This is a genomic window from Bacteroides sp. OM08-11 (assembly GCF_003438665.1).
Classification (GTDB): Bacteria; Bacteroidota; Bacteroidia; order Bacteroidales; family Bacteroidaceae; genus Bacteroides; species Bacteroides cutis.
Genome location: NZ_QSTJ01000004.1, coordinates 222,413 through 244,501 on the forward strand (window position 1 = coordinate 222,413; position 22,089 = coordinate 244,501).

Below are 22,089 nucleotides of genomic sequence, written 5' to 3' on the forward strand. Positions count from 1 at the left end.
CTTTCCAATCATCTTTTAGCAATATCATCATACAACTTTTGCAAATATGCCTGTCCCAACTTCAAATTCTTGCTTCTCTCAATTCCTTCATCTACTACAACAGAATTGGATTCATTATTAAATATCAACTGATTATCTGACGTTACCACACCAAAAGCATCGGGAACGGTAAAGAATGCAAAATGAGGAGATGCCGGATTAAGCATATCTTTGCTGAAAATAAATTCATCATGAGGCAATGAGAGCTGTGCCAATAAAGTAGCAGCAATATCATGTTGCGAACCATAGACATCGATGCGTCTGGGCTCACGTATGACACCACCAACCAACAATAACGGGATTTGATAACGATCTATTTCAAGATTACTGATGTACTCAGGATAAGCTCCCAAATGATCGGGAACAAAAAGAATAACAGTATTTTTCCACTGCGGTAATTCATGGAATTGCTTCACAAAATCGCCAATACAACTATCCGTATAAGCAAACGCATTCAAACGATTATTCTCCAGACGCTGATAAGGCACCTCAAATGGTTCATGACTACTTGAAGTCTGCAATACCCGAAACCAAGGTGTATTATTCCCTACCGATTTACCCTCTGCCGCCTCAGCTCTCAAATCATCCAATAAACGACGGAACACAAGATGATCGTGCGCCCCCCATTTACTCAAACGTTCCGACATGGGGAAATCCTGATCGGACACAATCTCATCAAAACCAGAAGACATCAGATAAGAACGCATATTCGTAAAATCAGCATCACCACCATAATAGTATTTCGCACTATACCCTGCTTCTTTCAAACTACCAGCTATTGCAGGAATGGACTGCGTTTTACGAGGATACTTCATGATACTGGTAGTAGGCTGTGCCGGATAGCCACTCAATATAGCAACCAATCCCCGGTCTGTACGGAAGCTGTTGGCATAGAAATTAGTAAAAAGTACTCCTTCTTGTGCCAAACTATCCAGATGGACTGCAACATTACTTTCGCCACCTAAAGTCTTCATCAGCTTGGAAGAAAAACTTTCCATGATTACAAAAATCACATTAGGACGACTTTCCGTAAACAGTGAACACAAAGAATCGGCAGACTGTTGCAAAGTACCAACCGCTATCGTATCCCTTCCCAATACAGCCGGATCAAGCATTTTCACAAATATATTGTTAGCCTCTCCGGCACTCATAAAGCGATATTGTTTACCAAAATCTTTTTGTTTGGAAAGTGATTCCATGAGACTAAAAGCCGGATTAATGGCAGCATGATTCAGGCGTTGGTCTGTAGTAAAATAAACTTTACCTACATTCATAGTAGATACCGTAAATCCTCCACGGATAGGAATAAATAACAATCCTGTCAGAAGTAATAAAACACCCGATATTCTCAAACGACGATAAGGCAACTTCATCCGATAGAAATAACGTTTTTGCAACAACAGGCCATAAAGAATAGCATATAATACACCTGCATACACAACCATTGCCATAATTCCCCCCAGCACTATCCAGGCATTAACACTTGCCACCGCATCCTTGGGAGATGAAAAGAAATAAAATAAAGGAGTAGCATCCAAACGGAATCCCCAATACTCATAAAGCAGTAAATCTACCGTAAATATAAGAGAAATCAGAATTGAGATAACAAGAAAATAGACGCTCCATATACGACGGAGAACATCAGACAAAGTCCATACAGAGACTATGAAAAGCAAACCTGGAATAGCTGTCAGATAACCGGCAAGGGATAAATCCAATGGTAATCCATGCCACATCACTTTAAACCAATCCGTCCACGAAATATCTCCGTAGAGTGAGTGATAGAAGAACATGAAAACCGGTTTCTGCAATATAAAAATACAGACAAACAATAAATATGTCTTGAAGAATCCTATAAGCCTTTCTTTCATCAATGCTTTATTTTTGAAACTATTATATTTTGCAAAAATAAATATTTTATTCTATTATTCGCCAATAATAGTCAAGAATTACAGTGAAGGATAGGCTTATAGGCTTTTTCAGAAGTTATCCGTTTACACGATTGTAATCTTCCAAAAATTTCTTTAAGCCAGCATCTGTCAATGGATGGTTCAATAATCCCTTGATAGCCGAAAGCGGACAAGTTGCCACGTCGGCTCCCGCTTCTATACACTGGATGATATGTGCCGTATGACGGATGGAAGCAGCGAGTACTTGAGTAGAATAATCATAATAACGATACATCTCCACAATCTTACCCACTAAAGCAATACCATCTTCACAAATATCATCAAGACGACCAACAAACGGAGACACGTAAGTAGCCCCGGCTTTGGCAGCCAGCAATGCCTGCCCAACAGAGAAAACCAATGTACAATTCGTACGTATACCTTTCCCCGAGAAATATTTAATAGCTTTGATACCATCAGCAATGCAAGGCACTTTTACTACGATATGCTGATTAAGCGCCGCAAGTTCTTCGCCCTCCTTAATCATGCCTTTATAATCGGTAGCAATAACTTCGGCACTCACATCACCCTTTACAATGTTACAGATATCCACGTAATGTTTACATTGGTTCTCTACTCCTCTGATCCCCTCTTTTGCCATGAGTGAAGGATTGGTAGTAACGCCATCAAGAACGCCCAAATCATAGGCTTCTCGAATCTGTTCCAGATTAGCTGTGTCAATAAAGAATTTCATGATATAAATGATTTAAAATAGTTAATGTACAAATATAACGATTTACATCATTGTTTATTCTTTATCAAGCAAATAAATTTATTGATTACGTTTTAAGTACAAATGATTAGTTATTGTACCGGGCAATTCATTTTCATAGTGGGTTACCATAATCATCGTTTTATCCCGACGGTAACAAAAAGCTTCAATGATCTTTTTTACCCGACGGCGATTGTAAGTGTCCAGTCCGTGAAGAGGTTCGTCCAAAATTAACAATTCCGGGTCTTTGACAAAAGCACGTGCCAACAATGCTAAACGTTGTTCTCCACTGGACAGCTGCAGAAAAGGCTTATCTCTCAAAGCAGAGATACCAAATATATCCATCCACCACTCACACACAGCCATTTGTTCTTCACGAGGACGCTTGTACAAGCCGATACTGTCATGCAAACCGGAAGCCACAATTTCAATAGCAGGGAGATTTTTCAAATAAGCACGATGCATTTCAGGACTGACGTATCCGATGTGCTTCTTAATTTCCCAGATACTTTCACCTGTCCCGCGTTTCCTTCCGAACAGGCTGATATCACAAGCATATGACTGCGGATTATCAGCACACACCAAACTCAATAAAGTCGACTTACCCGCACCGTTCTCACCACTCAATGCCCACTTTTCTCCACGTAGTATCGTCCAATCCAATTCTTTCAATATGGTACGGTCGTCATAGCGGATACTCACCTTATTTAATTTTATCACCTCTTCCGAAGTATAACTAGTATTTCCGTATGGCAAATCAAGAATACGTTGTTGCAGATTTTCCATAGGCGCAACAAAATCCTGCATATGAAATGCCTGCATATACATCTCACGTTCCATTTTTTCCCCTACTATCATATTATCCACCGGTACAACATGAGTTATAAAAGAAGGTATGTCATCCATCATGGAAAGTATAAGGATAATCTGTAAAGAATCCATGTGTGCAAGTCCATTCAATAAATTAAAAAGAAGTTCGCGCGTGGAAGCATCCAGTCCGATAAACGGATTGTCCATGATAAGAATACGGGGAGCAGTAAGCAAAGTCTTTGCTAACTGGAACTTACGCAACTCACCGCTACTAAGAAGAATTATTTTCTTATCGAGCATCGGTTCAATGCGGAAAAGTTCAAAAAGCTGTTGTGTCAAAACATCATTCTTTACTTCTCCCAGCAAATCGCACACTTCGGGCGTATCTTCCTGATCATGGGTATTCCAACGCTGCTGATAGTAATAGTTGGCATCTACCGAACCGTATGTATCGCGGAAAGCGATATATTTAATATTATCGTATACCGTCTTTGTAGTAGAAGGAGAAAAATCATATGCCAATTCACCTTCCCGCAAGGGATATTTCCCAGTAAGCATATCTACCAGCAAACTTTTTCCTGATCCGTTAGGACCAACGATAGCAATATGTTCTCCGGCAAGAAAATCAAGACTGACAGGTTGCGCCAAACGAACAAGCGGATTACGTGCTACGCCCCCCGCTATATGTATAGTATATTGTTGCATCATTTATAAAAGATAAGTGCCGATTGCGCCGGAACTGAAATTACGGGACCATACATTGTTCCCAAACCTTGCTCGCTGATAAATCCATCCCTGCATACTATCGTATATTTTCCCTCGGGTATGGTTACTTCAGCAACCTCTTTACGGGAATTCAATACAACATAGATATCTTCCCAAGCATCGCCACCAGCGTGTCCTTTCAAACGGTAAGCCACTACATTACTACCCTCAACAGGAATAAATTCCAAATACTTACGTACCGCATCAGCATCGCCCATACGAAAAGCAGGATGATTTTTTCGCATTTGAATTAATCCCTTATAATAAGCAAACACGTCCGCATTTACAGTCTTGCGGTTCCAATCGATAGCATTAATAGAATCGGGACTTTGATAACTATTGTGTACCCCTTTCTTATCGCGCATCACCTCTTCACCTGCCTGGATAAAAGGAATACCTTGCGAAGTAAATACAGCCGTCTGTGCTAGTTTATCCAGTTTAACAAGTTCTTCGGGAGTTATTCCGGGCACACTGGACTTTAATCTATCTACCAAGCACATATCATCGTGACAAGATACATAGCTGATCATTTGCGTAGGTTGTATCGCCCAAGGCGCTTTACTATAATTAACAGAATCATTATTGACTTGCGGATGTTGTATCGCCCCCACGATACCAAACTTAATACTTTCTTCTCCACCGGGAAATCCAGCAAGGAAAGCTCCCTGATGATCATTATCAAACGGACCACGTAAGGCATCCCGCATTTCATCGGAGAATGCCGCAATCCCCGGCATTTTATGAGTATTCGCTTTCATTGCCAATGAGTCCTCCGGAAGCTGGGGAGTTGATGCCGCCCATCCTTCACCATAGATAATGATACTTGGATCTATAGCAGAAACCGCTTTACGAATTTCATTCATGGTTTCGATATCGTGAATACCCATCAGATCGAAACGGAAACCATCAATATGATACTCGTTTATCCAATGCAACACAGACTCTATCATATACTTCCGCATCATGGGGCGTTCACTTGCCGTTTCATTACCGCAAGCCGAAGCATCGGAAAAGCCGCCATCCGGTTTATGACGATAAAAATAGCCAGGTACAGTACGTTCAAAATTACTTTCCAAAGTATTGAAAGTATGGTTATACACCACATCCAGTACGATACGGATACCCGCCTTATGCAAGGCTTGTACCATTTGCTTGAACTCACGAATACGTACTTCCGGCTTATAAGGATCAGTAGAATAAGATCCATCGGGAACATTATAGTTCTGCGGATCATATCCCCAATTATATTTATTTTCATCCAACTTTGTTTCGTCTACCGAAGCATAATCGTACGAAGGAAGAATATGTACATGCGTCACACCCAGTTGTTTCAAATGATCGATTCCCGTAGCCAACTTATCTGCATTCACTGTACCTATTTCCGTCAATGCCAAGAATTTACCTTTATTCCGGATACCCGAAGAAGGATCAATAGAGAAATCACGGTGATGCATTTCGTAAATCACAGCATCTGCTGGAGAAACCAATACTGGGCGCTTATCTTCAACCCAACCTTCAGGATCTGTTTCTTTCATATCCACAATAGCTGCACGTTTACCATTCACTCCAACCGCTTTCGCATTGATACCAGGAGTATCACCTAACCATTTATCTTTTATTTTCACATTAAAAGTATAGAACTTACCTTTCAAATCTTTCTCTATTCTGGTTTTCCAAGTACCTTCCTCCGAAGCTTTCATTGAAACTGTCTCGTACGCATGTCCACCCTCTCCCGCATCAAACAACATCAAGCGAACCTCATCTGCCGTAGGTGCCCACAGGGTAAATTGTGTGATGGCAGGCGTATATTCCATTTCTGACAAACTACCCGAACGGACTGGATAAAGTTCGTACGAAGCATATTCATTTTTAGTAGGGGTACAACTAATAACGGTTGTCGCGGCTACTCCGATAATAGCAAGTTCATTTAATTTCATGGCTTTTATTTTAAGTACTAGATAACAAATGTAATCAAACGATTATTTCTTTACTTTATCAGGATTTTTGGCTATAAAATCTTTCCATCCGTGATATCCTTTTTCTATCGTTGGCCGTCCCATCTGCAAAAAGTGACAATAGGCGGCAGCAAGTCCATCAGTAGCATCCATAAAAACAGGCATTTCCTCTTTAGAAAAATGCAAAATACGTTGCAGCATATCCGCCACTTGCTCTTTGGATGCCTGGCCGTTTCCAGTTATCGCCATCTTTATTTTCAATGGCGCATATTCCGTAATAGGAATATCCCGGCTCAAAGCGGCAGCCATAGCCACACCTTGCGCACGTCCTAACTTCAACATGGATTGTACGTTTTTTCCAAAAAATGGAGCTTCAATGGCAAGTTCGTCCGGCAAATAACTTTCGATGATACCCAATACGCGCTCATGAATATGGCGAAGTTTCAGATAATGGTCATCAAACTTACGGAGGTCGATGATGCCCATGGCAATCATTTCAGGTTTTACCCCCACTATACGTAATATTCCGTACCCCATAATGGTAGTACCGGGATCAATACCTAAAATAATCTTTTCCTTGACCGGTTGTATCACACTATCACCTCCATCAATGTAGGAAATCCCACTACTTTATCTTGAAAAGTTTTCAGCAATTCTTCATTCAGTTTCACTCCTTGTTCTTGGTGCCAACGATGTAACTTGGCAGAATTTTCTACTTCAAACTGAACAGAATAACTCTCTCCGTCATCCCTATGGCTCAATACACGAAGAATACGCGGAGCAAATAAAGTTCCGTTTTTTTCCACCTCCGGAAGATAATATTCCTGCATCCAAATCAGAAAGTTTTTTTCCTGTCCTTCCTCCACATGATAAGTAGTATTATATATCAGCATAACTCATTTTTTCATTTTGTTTCGCAAACATAGCAATTATTTCAGAATAATACATTATATTTGCGCCATCAAAAATGCGGACTCTTCTGCAAACGTTAGCAACGGGGCGTTAGCTCATCTGGCTAGAGCGCGACACTGGCAGTGTCGAGGTGATCGGTTCGAGTCCGATACGCTCCACTCAAAAGCCGTTAACTATCAATTAGTTAGCGGCTTTCTTTTATTTGGGCAATGCGGTGCGTAACAGCCTCAATATTGTATTTTAGAGAGTGCATTACCCTTTTTTGTTACCCTTTTTTGTTACCCCAGTTTTTCATTAAGCCGCTGAAAATCAGGTATATTTTCGACACTGATGGAACAGCAGATCTTCCCCTTAGAGTTGTGCGGTAGATTCTATCTAAAATCACCGAGAAGCAGGCGTCCGTCTGCAATAAACTTTATTATTAGATTCAATAGTAAACAGTACAAGTTTGCTACCCACACCAAGATCTATCCAACACAATGGAATCAATCATTGCAAAAAGCCTACATTAGTCCTATTCTGACTAATGCTGACAATATAAACAATTCAATAGTGAACCAAAAAATAGAGGAAATAAAGGATCGTTTTACCAAGTTTAAACTATACCTTTGTAGTATTGCAAAATATAATAGCACTGATATAGTCAAACTACTTCTAAACGAGTTCAACGATATGGCAAGACAAAAAACAAAGAAAGCAGCAGAAGAAGAACAAAACAAGTTCGATGATATTATTAAAGTAATCCATGATGCAGTCTATAACGATACAACTATAGCATCAGGAACATCCGACAATTATATTAAAAAAGGACTTCCTGCACTCAAATTCTACCTCTCCTATCTTGAAGATGAAAAAAATATAAAGGTAGATAGCTTCAAATATTTCACCACTGAATTTCTCACATCTTTTGCATACTATATCCATGACAATTATACGTATGATGAAGGACAATCCTATGCTATACCTACCATCAATTCAATCTTGAAATATGCAAAATCCGCCATTATACTTTGTGCTAGAGCAAATAAGTACCTTACGGAAGCTGAAATAAATTCGCTCAAAATAAAACTATTCAATGATAAATCCTCCCCCAACCATATAGCATTAAGGAATGATGAAGTTATGCTTCTATACAATTATAAACCCACTTGCAAACGTGATGAAGAAGTACGTGACATTTTCTTACTTGAATGTACATTCGGGCATCGTATTACTGATACATTACGACTAGATGAGCGAGTAGAAGAAATTGGCGGCAAATACTATATCACCCTTGCACCCAAGAAAACACCAAATAAAAAAGTAGAAGTAGGAATCATTTTTAAAATAGCAAAGGAGATATTGATAGATAAATACCACTGCAAACTTCCTTCTATAACAAAAGATATGATTAATAAAAACATCAAAAGAATTGCTTTAGAAGCAGGCATTAAAGGGGAAGAATTACAGTCTTTTCATTATCAGGGTGAATCCGAGCCTAGAGAAGTAAAGCGTTCACGCCATGAATGTATTGCCACCCACACTGGTAGAAGAACCTTTATATCTCTACTGGTTGCACGTGGATGGAATTATGAACAAATAAGCAAGTTTACGGGACAAACCATAAAAACAATAGGAGGCTACGATAAAGCTACCAATAAATATATAGATATATATAAAGATTCGCTTGCAAACCGTCCAGACGAAATAGTACAACTATGTGATGAAGAAAGCAATATCAATCACCCCCAACAAGTTTCTCTTACCCAAACAATAAACATGGATATGGATGAATTACTACAACTAATATTCAGAACAAAAGACTTGTTTTCACTGAAAGCCCTTCATCAAAACAAAGTGGATATACTCGCTTTAGAGAAAACCGCAGAGATAAATAAGTATCTAGAGGATATAAACCGCGTAGAACAGTATAAGCAACAAATATTGAAATCCTTTGAGAACACCCCCGAAGAATTGAAAGTAAGACTTATAGAAATTTTGCAGGCTACTGTCTTATTAGATCCAAAACTCAATGCGCTTAAAATTGCTATTACTATCCTACAAAAACTAGGTTTGAACTGCCAATACTCGCATAATACTTATAAGTATGCAGGAAAATCAGCTAGAGAAGCCTATATATTGGTAACAGTAACACCCAATGGAGATATTATCATAAAATAGATACGGTTATAATCCTTTGAAAACCTTATAAATGAAAGAAAAGAATAAACGGTAATAAGCATAAGAAGTAAGATATGATAAGCGGTAGCACAGTATAATGTTATATACTGGCAGCTACAGAAAACATAATCCTTATTTTCGGTAGATATACTCCAGTTATATCAAATCGGGAAAGTAAGAATTATGTTTTCGTTATTATCCGTTTTTATTCTCTACGGCAGGAAACAGCAAATTGTTTTCTGCCTTTTTTATTCTCCTTTCAAAGCCTTATTAATGAGAATAATAAAACATTAATAAACAATTTAATAAAGGAGGAATAATGAAAACAAGAAAAATTTTAGAAGTAATGAAAGTAATCGGCTTCATAGTAAATGTAATAGAACTCATAGAGTATCTGGAACATTTTTGGAGAAGCCACAGAAAGCCCAAAACAGTAAAGGGATTTAATCAGGAGTGCAAACCATGACTAAGTATGAACGTGGTGAAGCTATTCTGATAATAGTGCTTGAATCAGTTTTAGTTATTGCCAAAAATTGGAAGAAACTAAGATCGGTTTTGAGTAAGAAAGTAAAGAAAATAAAAACAGATTAAAAATGGAAACAGTAAATTTAATAATGCCATCTACAAACATGGTGGCTTTAGACAATAATTGGAAGAATGAAGCGGAGGAAGCAATTCTTATATCGGAAAAGCAGGAAGAACAGCAACCTAAACGATCTCCATTTATTGAAGCCAATACAAATGAGGTAACATTGGAACACCTCAAAAATGATTGCATCATACCTACATTTTCTAAGGATAATGAGGTATGTATATCACATCAATGTTTCATAGAAAGTATCTATGAGGCAGTTCGGGATTTTTATAAGGGAGAAAAGATAGAAGATCCCGTAATAAGAGTTAGCCACATTGTAAAAGGTAGAATCCCAGAAGCTATAAACAAAAAAGTAGATCAGCTTCTCGAATCGGACAAGACAATGTACTACGAAAGAATGATTTTCAATATTGAAGTACCTAGCGTATTTCAAGATATGAATGGAAATCGTTTGAACCTATCCATTTCAGGCAGCAAAAGCTATGGAAGGGATAACTTATCAGGCAAAAAGACAATGCAGAAATTCAGTCTGGCAGTTGGCTTTTTGAATCTTGTATGTACTAACCAATGTATTTTTACAGACGGTTACAAAGATGAAGTTAAAGCAAGTAACGATGCGGATTTATATCTGGCAGCACTTGATTTATTCAATCAGTACAATATAGCCAAACATATTCATCTGATGCAGTCTTTAAACGATACAATGCTAAGTGAACATCAATTCTGCCAGATTCTGGGAAGAATGCGATTATATAATTACTTGTCACAGAACCAACAGAAAAGACTACCACAACTTTTAATTACAGACAGTCAAATAAACAATGTAGCCAAATCCTACACTCACGATAAGAATTTTGCTGGAAGTAACGGAGAAATAAGTATGTGGAAGTTCTATAACCTGATAACTGGTGCGAACAAGAACAGTTATATAGATTCATTCCTGAATCGCAGCGTTAATGCGACAACTGTAAGTAAAGGACTGACAGAAGCATTAAAGCATGAAGATGAATCCTATAGTTGGTTTATCGAATAACCAACTTGATATGTAAGGTAACAATTTCTAGGAGGAACTACAAAACAAAGGTAGTTTCTCCTTTTTGTGTTCAATCAGGGAGTGTGTTCAAATAAATCTGTGGAAAGGTTTTGAATACACTTCTTCATGTTATCATTTTATTCAAAGATTATTATGGAAACAAAAGCTGTAATATATGCACGTGTCTCGTCTGAAAGTGATCGGCAAGACACATCAAGACAAATAGAAGATCTGAAAAGATATGCAAACCAACAAAATATGGAAATCGTGAACATATACGAGGAACATATTTCAGGAGCAAAGAAAAATGAGGAAAGAGTAGTTCTCACAGAATGCTTGGAGTATTGTAGAAACAATTCTGTAGAGTACCTGCTTTTATCTGAACTTAGTAGATTGGGAAGATCTACTTTGCAAGTTCTGAAATCATTGGAAATACTACATGAATCAAATGTATCTGTGTATATCCAGAACTTGGGACTTTATACTTTGCAGAAAGACGGAAAAGTAAATCCTATCGTTTCTATTTTGATAACCATCCTTGCTGAAATGTCTAATATCGAAAGAAGCAATATAGAATATCGTCTGAATAGCGGAAGGAAAAACTATATTATGAATGGAGGCAAATTAGGAAGGAAGAAAGGTAGTATCAAGACAGAAGAGAAAATGAAGGATGAATATAAGGAAACTATTATCCTATTAAAAAAAGGATATAGTATCAGGAATATAGCCAAACTTCAAGGGATAGGTATTTCAACAGTTCAAAGAATCAAAAATCAATTTATAAACAATAAAGAGTAATGGAAACAAACTACATTATCATCTTGGACTACTCGATTGGAGAAGTAATCAAGATAAAACTGGATAGGCAACAAATAGAAGAATCGGAGCGATACGATGATTTTGAAAGTTACTTATCAACACTTGAAGATAAATATAATTTCAGGTTAAAGGATTGCTTATGGATGTGTACTGAAACATATAATGAAAGATGTTTCGGGTTCTAAGACTGGATAAGGGAAAGTCAGACTTACTTTCTCTTATTTTTTATTCTCCTACATAAATGATATTTTTGAAGTCTATCTGTCCTAGAACAGTCTAAAAGCCTTATCTTTGAAGAAATAAATACTCAATAAGAGCGTTACATTAAACAAAAAACTTTATCTTTGCAGTGTTCGGCTGGAGAAATGGCTGAACTTAACATAGAAAGCGTTTTTTGCTTTATCCTGAAAACGAAATCGCCAATTTCAAAAGTAGAAGGATAGAGAAATGTAACGCTCATTCTGTTTTGTATATGTAATTAGGTATAGCCCATACTGTATCTGATTTTACATATCATTACGGCATGGGTATTTGTTTCTTCATATTCATTTCTACTGGGTGTTTGGCGATACCCGTTTTCGGTGAATAGCAGAACAAGTTCCATGCCTTTCTTGCATAGTTAAATCTGCTGACTTTGGGAACTTATAGGCGTATAAGGAGAATATAACTATGAACAAAAAAACACTATCTCAATTGAAACAAGATTTATTGAATCCATTAACTGATTTACAAGAAGTTTTATTAGTCTTTTATATCTCACCTAATCAACAGTTATGGCATACTTTAGCTTATGAGGCTTGTTCTAATATTTATTTTATTAAACGAACTCCAACTATAGAAAAATTATTCAACAAACTATTTGTTTGGGATATTAATGCAAATTTCATATCATCCATAATAATGAAAATCACGATCTATGCAGATGGAAGTGATTTTAATTATCAATTTATTGCTCCAATGTATCTGACACCCAATTATCCTTGTGGAAATTCCGTTCAAGAGTTTATTGATTTATTTATAGACAAAATAGACGGAAAGATTGTCAAATTGTAGATCAAAATATAATTCATAAAAGCTAAGTAACATGAAAACAAAATGTGTTTTTTTTCTAGGAATGATAATTTCATTCTTTTTATCTGCTTGTGGTAATACTAGTACTAATAAAAATCGTGAAGGTATTACACATTTAGCTTACCAAGAAACAGAAAATGGTAAATGGGGATTTGTTACAACAGAAGGGAAAATTGTTGTACAACCAACATTTCAAGGTATGCCAACTTCGGTAACTGATGATATGTTTTTTGTACCTAGGCAAAATGGTACTTATGAATTGCATAATATAAATGAACCTGAAAAAATTATAGATGTAAATTACACTAGTGTTGGAGCTTTTTACGGTGGATTAGCTCCTGTTATAAAACAAGGTGAGAATATTTCATATATCAATAAACAAGGTGAGAAAGTATTTGAACTACCTAATGAAATTATACAAGCATCTAGTTTTCAAGATGGATTAGCTGTTGTTATAAACGAAGATGATCAATTTGGATTTATCAATATGCAAGGAAAAATAATAATTCCACTTCAATATCGTTTTGCATTTCCACATCAAAGGGGATATGCTTTAGTTATGAATGATAAAAAGGATATATATTATATCAATAAGAAAGGGGAAAAAGTTTATACTATAACTGATGAAAATGGAGATAATGAAGATTATATAAAGAACACTATTGAAATTTGGGGCAATGCTATATATGAGAATTTAGTACCTTATGTTACTTCTGAAGGAACTTGGGGTGTTAAAAATATTAACGGACAAATATTAGTTCAAGCAAATGACGAGTACAAACTAACCTTTATAACAGAAAAAGGATACCCTATATTTGTAACAAATCAAGGTTTTGGAATTATGAATAAAAATGGAGAAATAGTTATAAAAGATAAATATGAACGAATTACGTATTGTAATGGGAATTTTTTTATTGCAAAACAAGGAAATGAATATACTCTTCTATCTATGGATGAAACAAAACTTATACCTCAGACATTTACACAAATATCATCAATAAATGAAAATTGTATATATGGAATTTGTAATGGGAAAAGTGTTTTATTAAATAAGGATTGTAAAATATTAGGAGAATATTCAATGCTTTCATACAAAATATCTATGTGGGCACAACGTTATTAATTTATCATAGTAATGTTTATCTCTATAATCATCGGAATTATCATCTTCTATAAGGTGATAATTCCTTTTATTCATAATCAATATCACTCATCTACTGAAAAAAGAATAACTAAAGGTTTGTTATCCATGTCCTTTTGGCAGATTCTTTTTGGTAGTCTGGTATGTGTTTATGCCTTACAAGTTGAACCAGTATATAAGCAAACGGATGAAGATGTAAGTTCTTTCGTTCAAGAATATTCAGTAGTTGGTGATTTAGTAAATGAACATACTGGTATCAATACTACTTCTAATTTCAACTATTTAATGAGTGAAGCGGACAGTTTGCATACATTTGCTATTATCTTCATCATAATAACTGTTATCTTTTCTTTGGCAATTGTAATTGGTAGCATTGGGAGAAAACTGGATAGACGGATTATTGAAGGATTAGCTATACTAAATACATTGGCTTGTTGCTGGATATGTAAGTCGAGTACTGATTTATATGAAATGATAATACGTGATGGAGTAACCTTACAAACGATAGCATGGATAGGAAGGTTATTAGGTACAGACATTTATTCTACAATGGATTTGATAATACGAAGTGTTTGGATTTTACCGTTAATACTAATTATCAAGCAATTCTATTATCATAAAACATTGAATGAATATTATGCTTTGGTGGTACCACAATCTAGTTTTATCAAGCGACAGGAAGAAAACAAAGCAGAAGAACAATCTAAATCGCCTTATATTGGATTTGCTATTGGAGGTATTGCAGTTATCATTATAGCTGTATTTGTAGTGTGGCAATGTACTAAAAATGAAAATGTAATACCAACGCTTCAACAAGAGGAAGTAAATAGTATAACAGATGCCACTCAACAACATAGCACGCAATCCACATCGGATACATACGAACAAAGATCAAACGCCATTATTCAAGAACTGACGACTAAGTATGGTGATAAAATACAAGTTGATCATAAATATCCGGAGTTATCCCAATATTGTACTTTTAGGTTAAAAGGTGAAGGTGATTATGGCTTTCCCTACCTTTTAATATATGACTTGGATAGGAAGGAACTAAAACAGTTTGACACAGAAGCTTTACCAACAAATAATGCCGGGGAGGTATTGTTGATTAATTATGATGTACTGATTAATCAAGAAAATAATACATTACTCATTTCTGGTAATAATGGTGCTAATAGTATTGGACATATAGAGTGTGTATTAGAACTAAATCCTTCTAACTGGCAAATTAGAGAGCTTTGTTCAGGAAGAGCGATAACTAAAAATGATGATGGATATATAGCTCATAGAATGGTAATGACTAAATTTATAGATTGTAATGCTACAAGTGAATATGCCTTTGTTGATATTCATTACGACTTACAAGGAAGATTAATCGCACCGTCTTATAATGGAAATACTTATTATCTGAAAGGTCAAATTAATAACAAATACCCTATTACAATGCAGCTATCAATGCAAGGCGACAAAATCTATGGTAAATATTACTATGATAAGAACGGTAGTGATAGTTGTTTACATTTATATGGTGGTGTATCAGATAGTGGTGATGTTGTGTTGCTTGAATTTAATAATAAAGGAGAACAAACGGGTGATTTCAAAGGAAGATTTACTAGTGATTCTTTCTATGGTACATTTGTTAACTATAAAGGTATTGAAATGCCTTTTGAACTGCAAAAAGACAATCACAATGTAGTTCCACAAGAAACTACACTAAAAAAATACCATAATTCTCGTTTTGGCTACAATGTCTTATATCCATCTTCTTTTAGCAATATATATGAATCTGAAAATGGGGATGGTTGTAGATTCTCTAAGGATAGTCATACCTGTTTAATTGTATATGGAATGCATAATGTCTTAAATGAAACTATTGAGGATAAATATAACGAATATAGATCCAAATCTCCTGTTTATTATAGATTAAAAGATAACTGGTTTGTCGTATCTGATTATACGGAAAATGGGGATATATTTTATTTAAAGACTGTCTTGAAGGATGGAGTATTTATAACGGCAGAATTACATTATCCTAATAATGAGAAAGGGTATTATTCAAAATTGATTTCCAAAATCTTTATAAACTTCCCAAATTGAAAATAACCCGAAAGTATCAAACGCACTAGGACAACAAGTCTTAGTGCGTTATTTTTTGTCCTTATCTGAAAATGACAAAACGCGCTTCCCTAGACGTGAAACTCTAACTAATGACAAAACATTTAAAACCTACTATCATGTGGGGGAATTTTATTAGAACATTTTTCAGTGGTTCTTTAGAAGAACCGCTGGAACGTCAGGTTAGAGATCATGAAGTTTGTCCTGATGTAATCGAAAAAACAAATGAAAGTAGATATGAATCCGATATAGAAGCATTAAAGCAGAAATTCGGTGATTCATTCTCAACTGGTCTCTCTATTGAAATCGACTTGAAGGAGATTTTGAAGATTTGTCCTCGTGAAAGAAGAAGAAGCGATTCTTATATTGGACTAATCGGTTTCTTACAAAAGAAGTATGGAATAATTTTAAAAGTAGTATCACAGAAAAGCAAAAGTAGTAATTATGGATTTTAAATTTATAGCCTTCAACATGATGTTATGTACTAGGTGGGGCAAAAATGAAATTGAAGAAATGATCCAAGGCAAATTGGACGAGAAAACAAATGGAATAATAAAGATAGAATATAATCAACTTGCAGAAAACAAGATTCGATTAGTATTCTGGCGTGATTCATTAGATGCAACTGACAAAGATTTGATTATAGATACTGATTGTTATATTGTTTCAGGTATTTCAGTATCAGCTTTCAGACTTGGAGAGGAAGAACAGCCATTGATTTATCCTTTGATAAAGATAGGGAAATATCATTATTATACACATAAAAGTGCATTTATAAGGTTTTACCGTACCTTGTTGGAATTGTTAGGGGAACAAAAAACGGAAGAAATAAAGATACGTATCTATAGTGATAGAATTGTACTTGAAATAACTTATTAGTAGTATGGCAAAAAGAATAAATAACGGTAATAACAGACTATCGAAAAAGATAGTTCTAGTATCGAAGATCTACGATACTGGAATACAAACTGATGATGAAATAGCCAGACTTGTACAAACAGACCTAGACAACTATATAGGTCTAGACAAGGTGATATTCGGAATAACTACGACTGACAAGACTATAACAGCCGTTTTCCAGAGATATACAGATTATTCCAAAGATGATCTGGCTGATGGACTTATGAAAGATGCAGACGCTTTTATGATTACTGGAGAAGGCTACAATAATTTTCATCTACCCAATCCATTTCCAATAGTTCCATTTAGCTATTCATGTTTAATGGAGCAGAAAGAGTTTAAGGCAGCATATAAGTCAAGTGCCGTTCTGCTAGGTGCGAATAAGGTAAACTGGATGAAACTTGAAATAAAGCCTTATTGTGTGGTTATGAGGTTAAAATAAAGTTTGGCTGGGGATATTTGCAAACCAATGAAATGCGTATCTCAAAGCCTTATTCCCTAATTGATGTATAAGTGTTTTTTAGTTCTCAATATGACTTGGAAAGGATGATAGATCGGTAGAGGTTTATCGTCCTTTCTTCATATAAAGCAGATCTGTTGAGGTGGCTGAAAGAACTTATACCATTGAACTAATACTAAAAAACATATCAAGATGAACGAAACACTTATTAAAAGAAAATCTGAACTCATGGAACAGATAAGGAATGAGTTTAAGATATTACAAGCATTGCAGCCTGATTTTGACAATGCTTTTTTCGATGATGAATCCATGCTTTCTTATATGCACTTCTTGGCTGATAAATATAAATGGTTGATTGTTGATGATGAACCAGAGGAAGGAGGCGGCAAATGAATGCTATCAATGTAATTCCTAGTAGTGGAAATGGTTTTACTATGAACCTTAGAAATGGATCTATTAAAGTTGATGACAAGACTGGGATGTATGTTATATCAACTGGATGCGGCTCTGGCAAAACGACATCCATAAAACAACTAATCAAACTTAAAGCCGACAAAGGTATAATGTATTGTGTAGATACAATAGCCGAAGCCGATAAGATGTATCATTGGATTATAGAAAACAATATTCTGCCAGATTCGGATGTGCTTCTTATTCATGGTGAGATTGAAGCCAGAGAAAACATGAAAGTATATTGTGAAACTCCAGAACTGATAATGAACAAGAAAGTAATCATATTAACCCACGTCAGGTTTTGGACTGATCTTATTGATTATTTTCTGATTTATAAGCCAACCTCAAAAGTACCTGCATTTGATGGGGATTTTGCAAAACTGATGGCTAGGGAAGATTTAAGAGCCTACGTTATCTTCGATGAAACTCCCATGTTCTACAAGCCTTTTGTCAGTATATCCAGAACAGTATTGGGATGTTTCTCTGAAAAAGTATCTGGCGCATGGAGATGCAAGGGAAAAGCCGATCTGGAAGAATCATACAAAGAGTTCATTGCTGATGGGGAAGATGATTTTTGTAATACAACCCATAAACTCGGAAGGATTAAAAGAGATGTGGTTCTAGAATGTATTCCTAGATATTGGGAAGGTTGGAAACAATCTGGAGAACAAAAGATGAATATATCTTTCTATCCTAAGAATCTTTGGCAATCAACTATAAATACCCATATACTTATCTATGAAGGTGCTGGAGATATTTTACTGCATGATTCCAGTTGCTTTACACTGCTGGATATACATTATAAATATAATGCCAAAGTGAATTTCCATGAGATAACAGCACCGCAAGAAAGAAGGAATGAGTTTGATCCGATTAAATTCAATGAAACGGTTAATAATATAATCGGGATATTGAAAACCAGACTTCAAAGCAAAACCTTAATTGTGGTATGGAAAGATATTGGAAAGCGTTTTGAGGATGAACCAAGCGGAGAATCTGACTGGGTGAACAAAATAGATGAAGAACTAAGATTAAAAGGTTATGTACCAGAGATGGACTATTCAATTACCTACTTTGGATCTAGCAAAACCAAAAGTACGAATGAATTTAGAAGCTATACGGGAATAATTTTGCTTGGCGATTGGAATATGCCTTATACTTTTGCCAGTTCTGTAAGGGAGGCATTTTTAAGCGAGACAACACTTGAAGATTATAGGATGTGGTATTACACCCAATTATTATCCAGAATCGGGATTAGAAACTTTGACGCTGGAGAATATGATGTTTGGTATAGCAGCGATTATAATCCTGAATTTATTAATTGCATCTCTACCTATCTGAATAATAATATCTATAATCCAATCGAAAGAGCCAAACATGAATCCGATTGGCTGGCTGAAAAGGCTGGAACTTTTAGAATCAGAAAAGAGATTGTTGCAGATATACAAAAGCTAGCAGAACATGATACATCCCTGAAAGATTATATAATGGCTAGTAGAAAAGAGACATTTACCATAGCATTGGATCAACTTTATATTATCTGTCCTAAATCGGAGAAGAAGAAAAGCAAGTATGATAACTTGAAAAACAACCTGAAAAAACTGGATATAACATTGATAATATCCTAACTATTTTCGGGAGCTTTTTTGTAATCCGATTAGCCTATATAGAGAGGTAAAAAAACTCCCAAACTTGTAGTAATACCTATTTATACACTTTTAGCGAAGCAAGAGGTTCTTTGAGAGAAGGTTCTAGCATCCTTGCCTCCCCTTCAGGGAGGTGGCGAAGCCAGATGCGTAGATGGTTCTTCTCGAAAAGGTTCTCTGTAATAAAAGTAAATTTAAAACTATAATGTTAGTTTGACTAATAGTATATTGAAAGTATAATTTGAATATAGGTAATATGGATTTTCAAATTAACCTGAATATAGATATACATCAATATGAATCTTAATCTACAATATAGTTTTTATTCAATATAGAGGAAATGGTTATATATATTCAAATTTACCATGAACCTTAAAAAGAACCGAACTTCGCCCCTTTTGAGGGGCGAGTTCTTTCAGTATCTTCATTCTTTTTAAGAACCATTTCTAGGATAAAATATAGTTTCTGGGGGTATTATTCAAGATTCCATATCACGTAGCGAAGCGGAGTGATACATTAATTATAATATTGTTTCGGTTGGCTGGATTTCAAAAATCATCATCAACCATACGCACATAAAGTTTTTTGCAAAATGTTTTGTAATCCCCTAAAAACTATCTATATTTGCACCGCTAGTTCACTAGTGACGCTCTTTCCATTTTTGGAAAGTGCGCAAAAGAAAAAAAGAAGAAAAAGAATAAAAAATAAAAATAATTTATAAGAATCAGCAAATCCGCCTAAAAAGGGTTTGCAAAAGCCTATTTTTTGAGAAAACTTTTATCTGAATAAGAAATAAGTTTGTAGTGTATAACTACTCCTTTCTTCTTAGGCAGAATGTTTCATATAATTATTTTATTTTTTATGAAAGAAATGACAGAAAGACAAAAGTCAATGGAAAAATATGGAGTTTATTTTTCCAAAAATGCAACAGCAAATGAATATGTTGCAAAGTGTGAACGGCAAATTGCTAAGTGTATAAAGTGGCAAAAGAACTTAGAGGAACTGAAAGCCGAAAAAGAAATAGAAATAGAAAGTTTTAATAAGAGGACTAAGGTGTTAACAGAAGGACTTAACGCATTATCAGAAGATGAGCGAGAACACTTTTTTAAAACTTATAAGTATAGTGCTACTACCCCTAAAGAACAAAAAGAGTAATTAAAGAAAATCATAAAAGCTAGTTACTATAACAGTAGCTAGCTTTTTTTATTACTATCACCTTAAAATAGAAGTTGCCGCACGGCGCACCCACAAAACAAAAAACTAGCTCACTAGATAAATCGTAGGGTTAAAACTTACTCTCTACCCGAAAGTCAGAGTTTTTTTATACCACCAATTATTGCATAATACGCTAATTACTAGTACCTTTGCAAAAAGGTTGTTACCCCGATTTGTTACCCTTTTAGAGATAACTAACTGATAATTAGCGCATTTTTCGACACTGGCAGTGTCGAGGTGATGAGTTCGAGTCTCATACGCTCCACAAATAAGGCATACAGTATAGCTGTATGCCTTTTTTTATGCCTATATGCCAAGTAACACCCTATTATGGCACATTCTGAAACATCAAACAATGCTTCTATTAAAAAAACTGAAACAATGGTTTCAAACAATGAAATCAAACAATGTTTTGCCCAAGAGATCCCCCCTACTATAACCTAGTAAAACCTAAAGGGGCAAAACCAACAATGGTTTACTTCATAGTAAGAATCAAAAACGAACCGTATCCTTAGGGAGATCGGCATAAATCCGGGAAGTGTGTATTATACTCCTTTCTATGACAGGGTTCATCACCATAGTGACTGCTGGTATGAATATTACAATTCATACTGTGAGCGTCATGACAAATTTCGCCATAAGAAACATAAATATAAAAAAACGAAGAAGCACCACAAGAAGCACTATCGATACGATGACGACGATGATGACGATGATTAACTTGAAATCCAAAGATTGAAACATAAAAGAGGGGACAAGCATTAAATTACGTTTATCCCCTCTTACACTCATATGATTTCTATTCTGAGATTTTCTTTAAAATCTATATGCGGCTCCAATATTAATGACACCCTGGTCAAAATCACTAACCAATTGATACTTGAATTCAAGATTCATGGCCCAACTATGGCTCAATGCAAATTCAGCCCCAACTCCCAAGTTTACACCAAACCGACATTCGTTATGGTTCCCATTGTCATCGACATGAACGTGGTCTCCATCCCAATCAACATCATACATATCAAACATCCAATTGGATAAAGTCAATCCGAACAGCGGATAAAGCTTGACATTACCGGCTACCGGAAACAGATAATGGAAATTAACGTTCACATCCAACATGCTTACATTGTCATTTTCAAAAAAATAGTTGAGAGAGGGTTCAATACGTATAGGATTGGTTATGTTATACTGATACTTAATTCCTAATCCAAGACTTTCAATCTCTGTTCCATAACCGAGACCGAAACCTATAGCCTGTTTCCCTTTCTGCGCATAAACACCGACTGACAACGAAAAAAGAGTTATTAATAAAATGAATATTTTTTTCATACCAGAT

General features: G+C 35.6%; 19 protein-coding genes, 1 tRNA gene and 1 pseudogene. 14 read left to right on the forward strand and 7 right to left on the reverse strand.

Translation table 11 applies throughout. The features are described from left to right. Positions 1-8: 8 nt before the first annotated feature. The 6 genes from DXC10_RS09315 to DXC10_RS09340 form a co-directional block, all read right to left on the reverse strand. On the reverse strand, positions 9-1,910 hold the full coding sequence (locus DXC10_RS09315; protein WP_101545043.1) for an LTA synthase family protein: 1,902 nt from the start codon (positions 1,908-1,910) through the stop codon (positions 9-11). A 115-nt stretch (positions 1,911-2,025) separates the two neighbouring features. After that, positions 2,026-2,682 (reverse strand): fructose-6-phosphate aldolase, encoded by a 657-nt coding sequence (gene fsa, locus DXC10_RS09320; protein WP_101545041.1) that lies wholly within the window; start codon positions 2,680-2,682, stop codon positions 2,026-2,028. 78 nt (positions 2,683-2,760) lie between these two features. Continuing rightward, positions 2,761-4,215 carry an ATP-binding cassette domain-containing protein gene (locus DXC10_RS09325; RefSeq protein WP_117737807.1) on the reverse strand — a complete coding sequence of 485 codons (1,455 nt, stop codon included), beginning with the start codon at positions 4,213-4,215 and terminating at the stop codon, positions 2,761-2,763. After that, positions 4,215-6,212, reverse strand: a complete 1,998-nt coding sequence (gene pulA / locus DXC10_RS09330) for a type I pullulanase (RefSeq protein ID WP_117737722.1) — start codon at positions 6,210-6,212, stop codon at positions 4,215-4,217. Before pulA ends, DXC10_RS09325 begins: the two co-directional genes overlap by 1 nt. Positions 6,213-6,254: 42 nt before the next feature. Next, positions 6,255-6,824 carry a crossover junction endodeoxyribonuclease RuvC gene (gene ruvC, locus DXC10_RS09335; protein WP_117737723.1) on the reverse strand — a complete coding sequence of 190 codons (570 nt, stop codon included), beginning with the start codon at positions 6,822-6,824 and terminating at the stop codon, positions 6,255-6,257. Then, positions 6,821-7,123 carry a DUF4286 family protein gene (locus tag DXC10_RS09340; protein WP_101545035.1) on the reverse strand — a complete coding sequence of 101 codons (303 nt, stop codon included), beginning with the start codon at positions 7,121-7,123 and terminating at the stop codon, positions 6,821-6,823. Before DXC10_RS09340 ends, ruvC begins: the two co-directional genes overlap by 4 nt. Before the next feature lie 103 nt (positions 7,124-7,226). Between DXC10_RS09340 and DXC10_RS09345 the strand changes: the two genes are divergently transcribed. From DXC10_RS09345 to DXC10_RS16530, 14 genes and pseudogenes are all read left to right on the forward strand, one after another. Next, positions 7,227-7,300, forward strand: a tRNA-Ala gene (locus DXC10_RS09345). Positions 7,301-7,814: 514 nt separating this feature from the next. Then, entirely contained in the window at positions 7,815-9,302 is a 1,488-nt protein-coding gene (locus DXC10_RS09350; RefSeq protein WP_233519902.1) for a hypothetical protein, read from the forward strand. Positions 9,303-9,895: 593 nt separating this feature from the next. Beyond that, positions 9,896-10,930 (forward strand): DUF3871 family protein, encoded by a 1,035-nt coding sequence (locus DXC10_RS09355; protein ID WP_117737725.1) that lies wholly within the window; start codon positions 9,896-9,898, stop codon positions 10,928-10,930. Positions 10,931-11,083: 153 nt separating this feature from the next. Continuing rightward, entirely contained in the window at positions 11,084-11,728 is a 645-nt protein-coding gene (locus DXC10_RS09360; RefSeq protein WP_117737726.1) for a recombinase family protein, read from the forward strand. Positions 11,729-12,418: 690 nt separating this feature from the next. Further along, positions 12,419-12,802 (forward strand): hypothetical protein, encoded by a 384-nt coding sequence (locus tag DXC10_RS09370; RefSeq protein WP_117737728.1) that lies wholly within the window; start codon positions 12,419-12,421, stop codon positions 12,800-12,802. Between the two features lie 31 nt (positions 12,803-12,833). Then, a complete protein-coding gene (locus DXC10_RS09375; RefSeq protein ID WP_117737729.1) occupies positions 12,834-13,943 on the forward strand; it encodes a WG repeat-containing protein in 1,110 nt (369 codons plus the stop codon). A gap of 12 nt (positions 13,944-13,955) precedes the next feature. After that, the gene (locus DXC10_RS09380) at positions 13,956-16,058 is read left to right on the forward strand and encodes a hypothetical protein (protein ID WP_117737730.1); all 2,103 of its coding nucleotides are present in this window, start codon (positions 13,956-13,958) and stop codon (positions 16,056-16,058) included. Between the two features lie 110 nt (positions 16,059-16,168). Next, positions 16,169-16,531, forward strand: a complete 363-nt coding sequence (locus tag DXC10_RS09385) for a hypothetical protein (protein WP_117737731.1) — start codon at positions 16,169-16,171, stop codon at positions 16,529-16,531. Then, positions 16,521-16,955, forward strand: coding sequence for a hypothetical protein (locus tag DXC10_RS09390; RefSeq protein WP_117737732.1), 435 nt, complete (start codon positions 16,521-16,523; stop codon positions 16,953-16,955). The genes DXC10_RS09385 and DXC10_RS09390 overlap by 11 nt, the downstream gene beginning before the upstream one ends. A 4-nt stretch (positions 16,956-16,959) precedes the next feature. Beyond that, a complete protein-coding gene (locus DXC10_RS09395) occupies positions 16,960-17,418 on the forward strand; it encodes a hypothetical protein (protein WP_117737733.1) in 459 nt (152 codons plus the stop codon). Positions 17,419-17,628: 210 nt separating this feature from the next. Then, positions 17,629-17,829, forward strand: coding sequence for a hypothetical protein (locus DXC10_RS09400; RefSeq protein ID WP_117737734.1), 201 nt, complete (start codon positions 17,629-17,631; stop codon positions 17,827-17,829). Further along, complete coding sequence (locus DXC10_RS09405) at positions 17,826-19,517, forward strand: hypothetical protein (RefSeq protein WP_117737735.1); 1,692 nt, start codon at positions 17,826-17,828, stop codon at positions 19,515-19,517. The genes DXC10_RS09400 and DXC10_RS09405 overlap by 4 nt, the downstream gene beginning before the upstream one ends. 879 nt (positions 19,518-20,396) lie before the next feature. Next, positions 20,397-20,690 (forward strand): hypothetical protein, encoded by a 294-nt coding sequence (locus tag DXC10_RS09410; RefSeq protein ID WP_117866629.1) that lies wholly within the window; start codon positions 20,397-20,399, stop codon positions 20,688-20,690. A gap of 561 nt (positions 20,691-21,251) precedes the next feature. After that, positions 21,252-21,470: pseudogene (locus DXC10_RS16530) on the forward strand (hypothetical protein); the annotation flags it as partial. Between the two features lie 96 nt (positions 21,471-21,566). Here the strand turns inward: DXC10_RS16530 and DXC10_RS09420 are convergent. Then, a complete protein-coding gene (locus tag DXC10_RS09420; RefSeq protein ID WP_101545030.1) occupies positions 21,567-22,082 on the reverse strand; it encodes an outer membrane protein in 516 nt (171 codons plus the stop codon). Positions 22,083-22,089 lie beyond the last annotated feature (7 nt).

Bases quoted from the DNA above. Each gene is read 5' to 3' on its own strand.
- DXC10_RS09350 (WP_233519902.1), top strand. From the start codon at position 7,815: ATGGCAAGACAAAAAACAAAGAAAGCAGCAGAAGAAGAACAAAACAAG.
- DXC10_RS09405 (WP_117737735.1), top strand. From the start codon at position 17,826: ATGAATGCTATCAATGTAATTCCTAGTAGTGGAAATGGTTTTACTATG.
- DXC10_RS09395 (WP_117737733.1), top strand. From the start codon at position 16,960: ATGGCAAAAAGAATAAATAACGGTAATAACAGACTATCGAAAAAGATA.
- DXC10_RS09370 (WP_117737728.1), top strand. From the start codon at position 12,419: ATGAACAAAAAAACACTATCTCAATTGAAACAAGATTTATTGAATCCA.
- DXC10_RS09420 (WP_101545030.1), bottom strand. From the start codon at position 22,082: ATGAAAAAAATATTCATTTTATTAATAACTCTTTTTTCGTTGTCAGTC.
- DXC10_RS09380 (WP_117737730.1), top strand. From the start codon at position 13,956: ATGTTTATCTCTATAATCATCGGAATTATCATCTTCTATAAGGTGATA.
- DXC10_RS09385 (WP_117737731.1), top strand. From the start codon at position 16,169: ATGACAAAACATTTAAAACCTACTATCATGTGGGGGAATTTTATTAGA.
- pulA (WP_117737722.1), bottom strand. From the start codon at position 6,212: ATGAAATTAAATGAACTTGCTATTATCGGAGTAGCCGCGACAACCGTT.
- DXC10_RS09315 (WP_101545043.1), bottom strand. From the start codon at position 1,910: ATGAAAGAAAGGCTTATAGGATTCTTCAAGACATATTTATTGTTTGTC.
- DXC10_RS09325 (WP_117737807.1), bottom strand. From the start codon at position 4,215: ATGCAACAATATACTATACATATAGCGGGGGGCGTAGCACGTAATCCG.
- DXC10_RS09375 (WP_117737729.1), top strand. From the start codon at position 12,834: ATGAAAACAAAATGTGTTTTTTTTCTAGGAATGATAATTTCATTCTTT.
- DXC10_RS09340 (WP_101545035.1), bottom strand. From the start codon at position 7,123: ATGCTGATATATAATACTACTTATCATGTGGAGGAAGGACAGGAAAAA.
- fsa (WP_101545041.1), bottom strand. From the start codon at position 2,682: ATGAAATTCTTTATTGACACAGCTAATCTGGAACAGATTCGAGAAGCC.
- DXC10_RS09410 (WP_117866629.1), top strand. From the start codon at position 20,397: ATGAAAGAAATGACAGAAAGACAAAAGTCAATGGAAAAATATGGAGTT.
- DXC10_RS09390 (WP_117737732.1), top strand. From the start codon at position 16,521: ATGGATTTTAAATTTATAGCCTTCAACATGATGTTATGTACTAGGTGG.
- DXC10_RS09400 (WP_117737734.1), top strand. From the start codon at position 17,629: ATGAACGAAACACTTATTAAAAGAAAATCTGAACTCATGGAACAGATA.
- DXC10_RS09360 (WP_117737726.1), top strand. From the start codon at position 11,084: ATGGAAACAAAAGCTGTAATATATGCACGTGTCTCGTCTGAAAGTGAT.
- DXC10_RS09355 (WP_117737725.1), top strand. From the start codon at position 9,896: ATGGAAACAGTAAATTTAATAATGCCATCTACAAACATGGTGGCTTTA.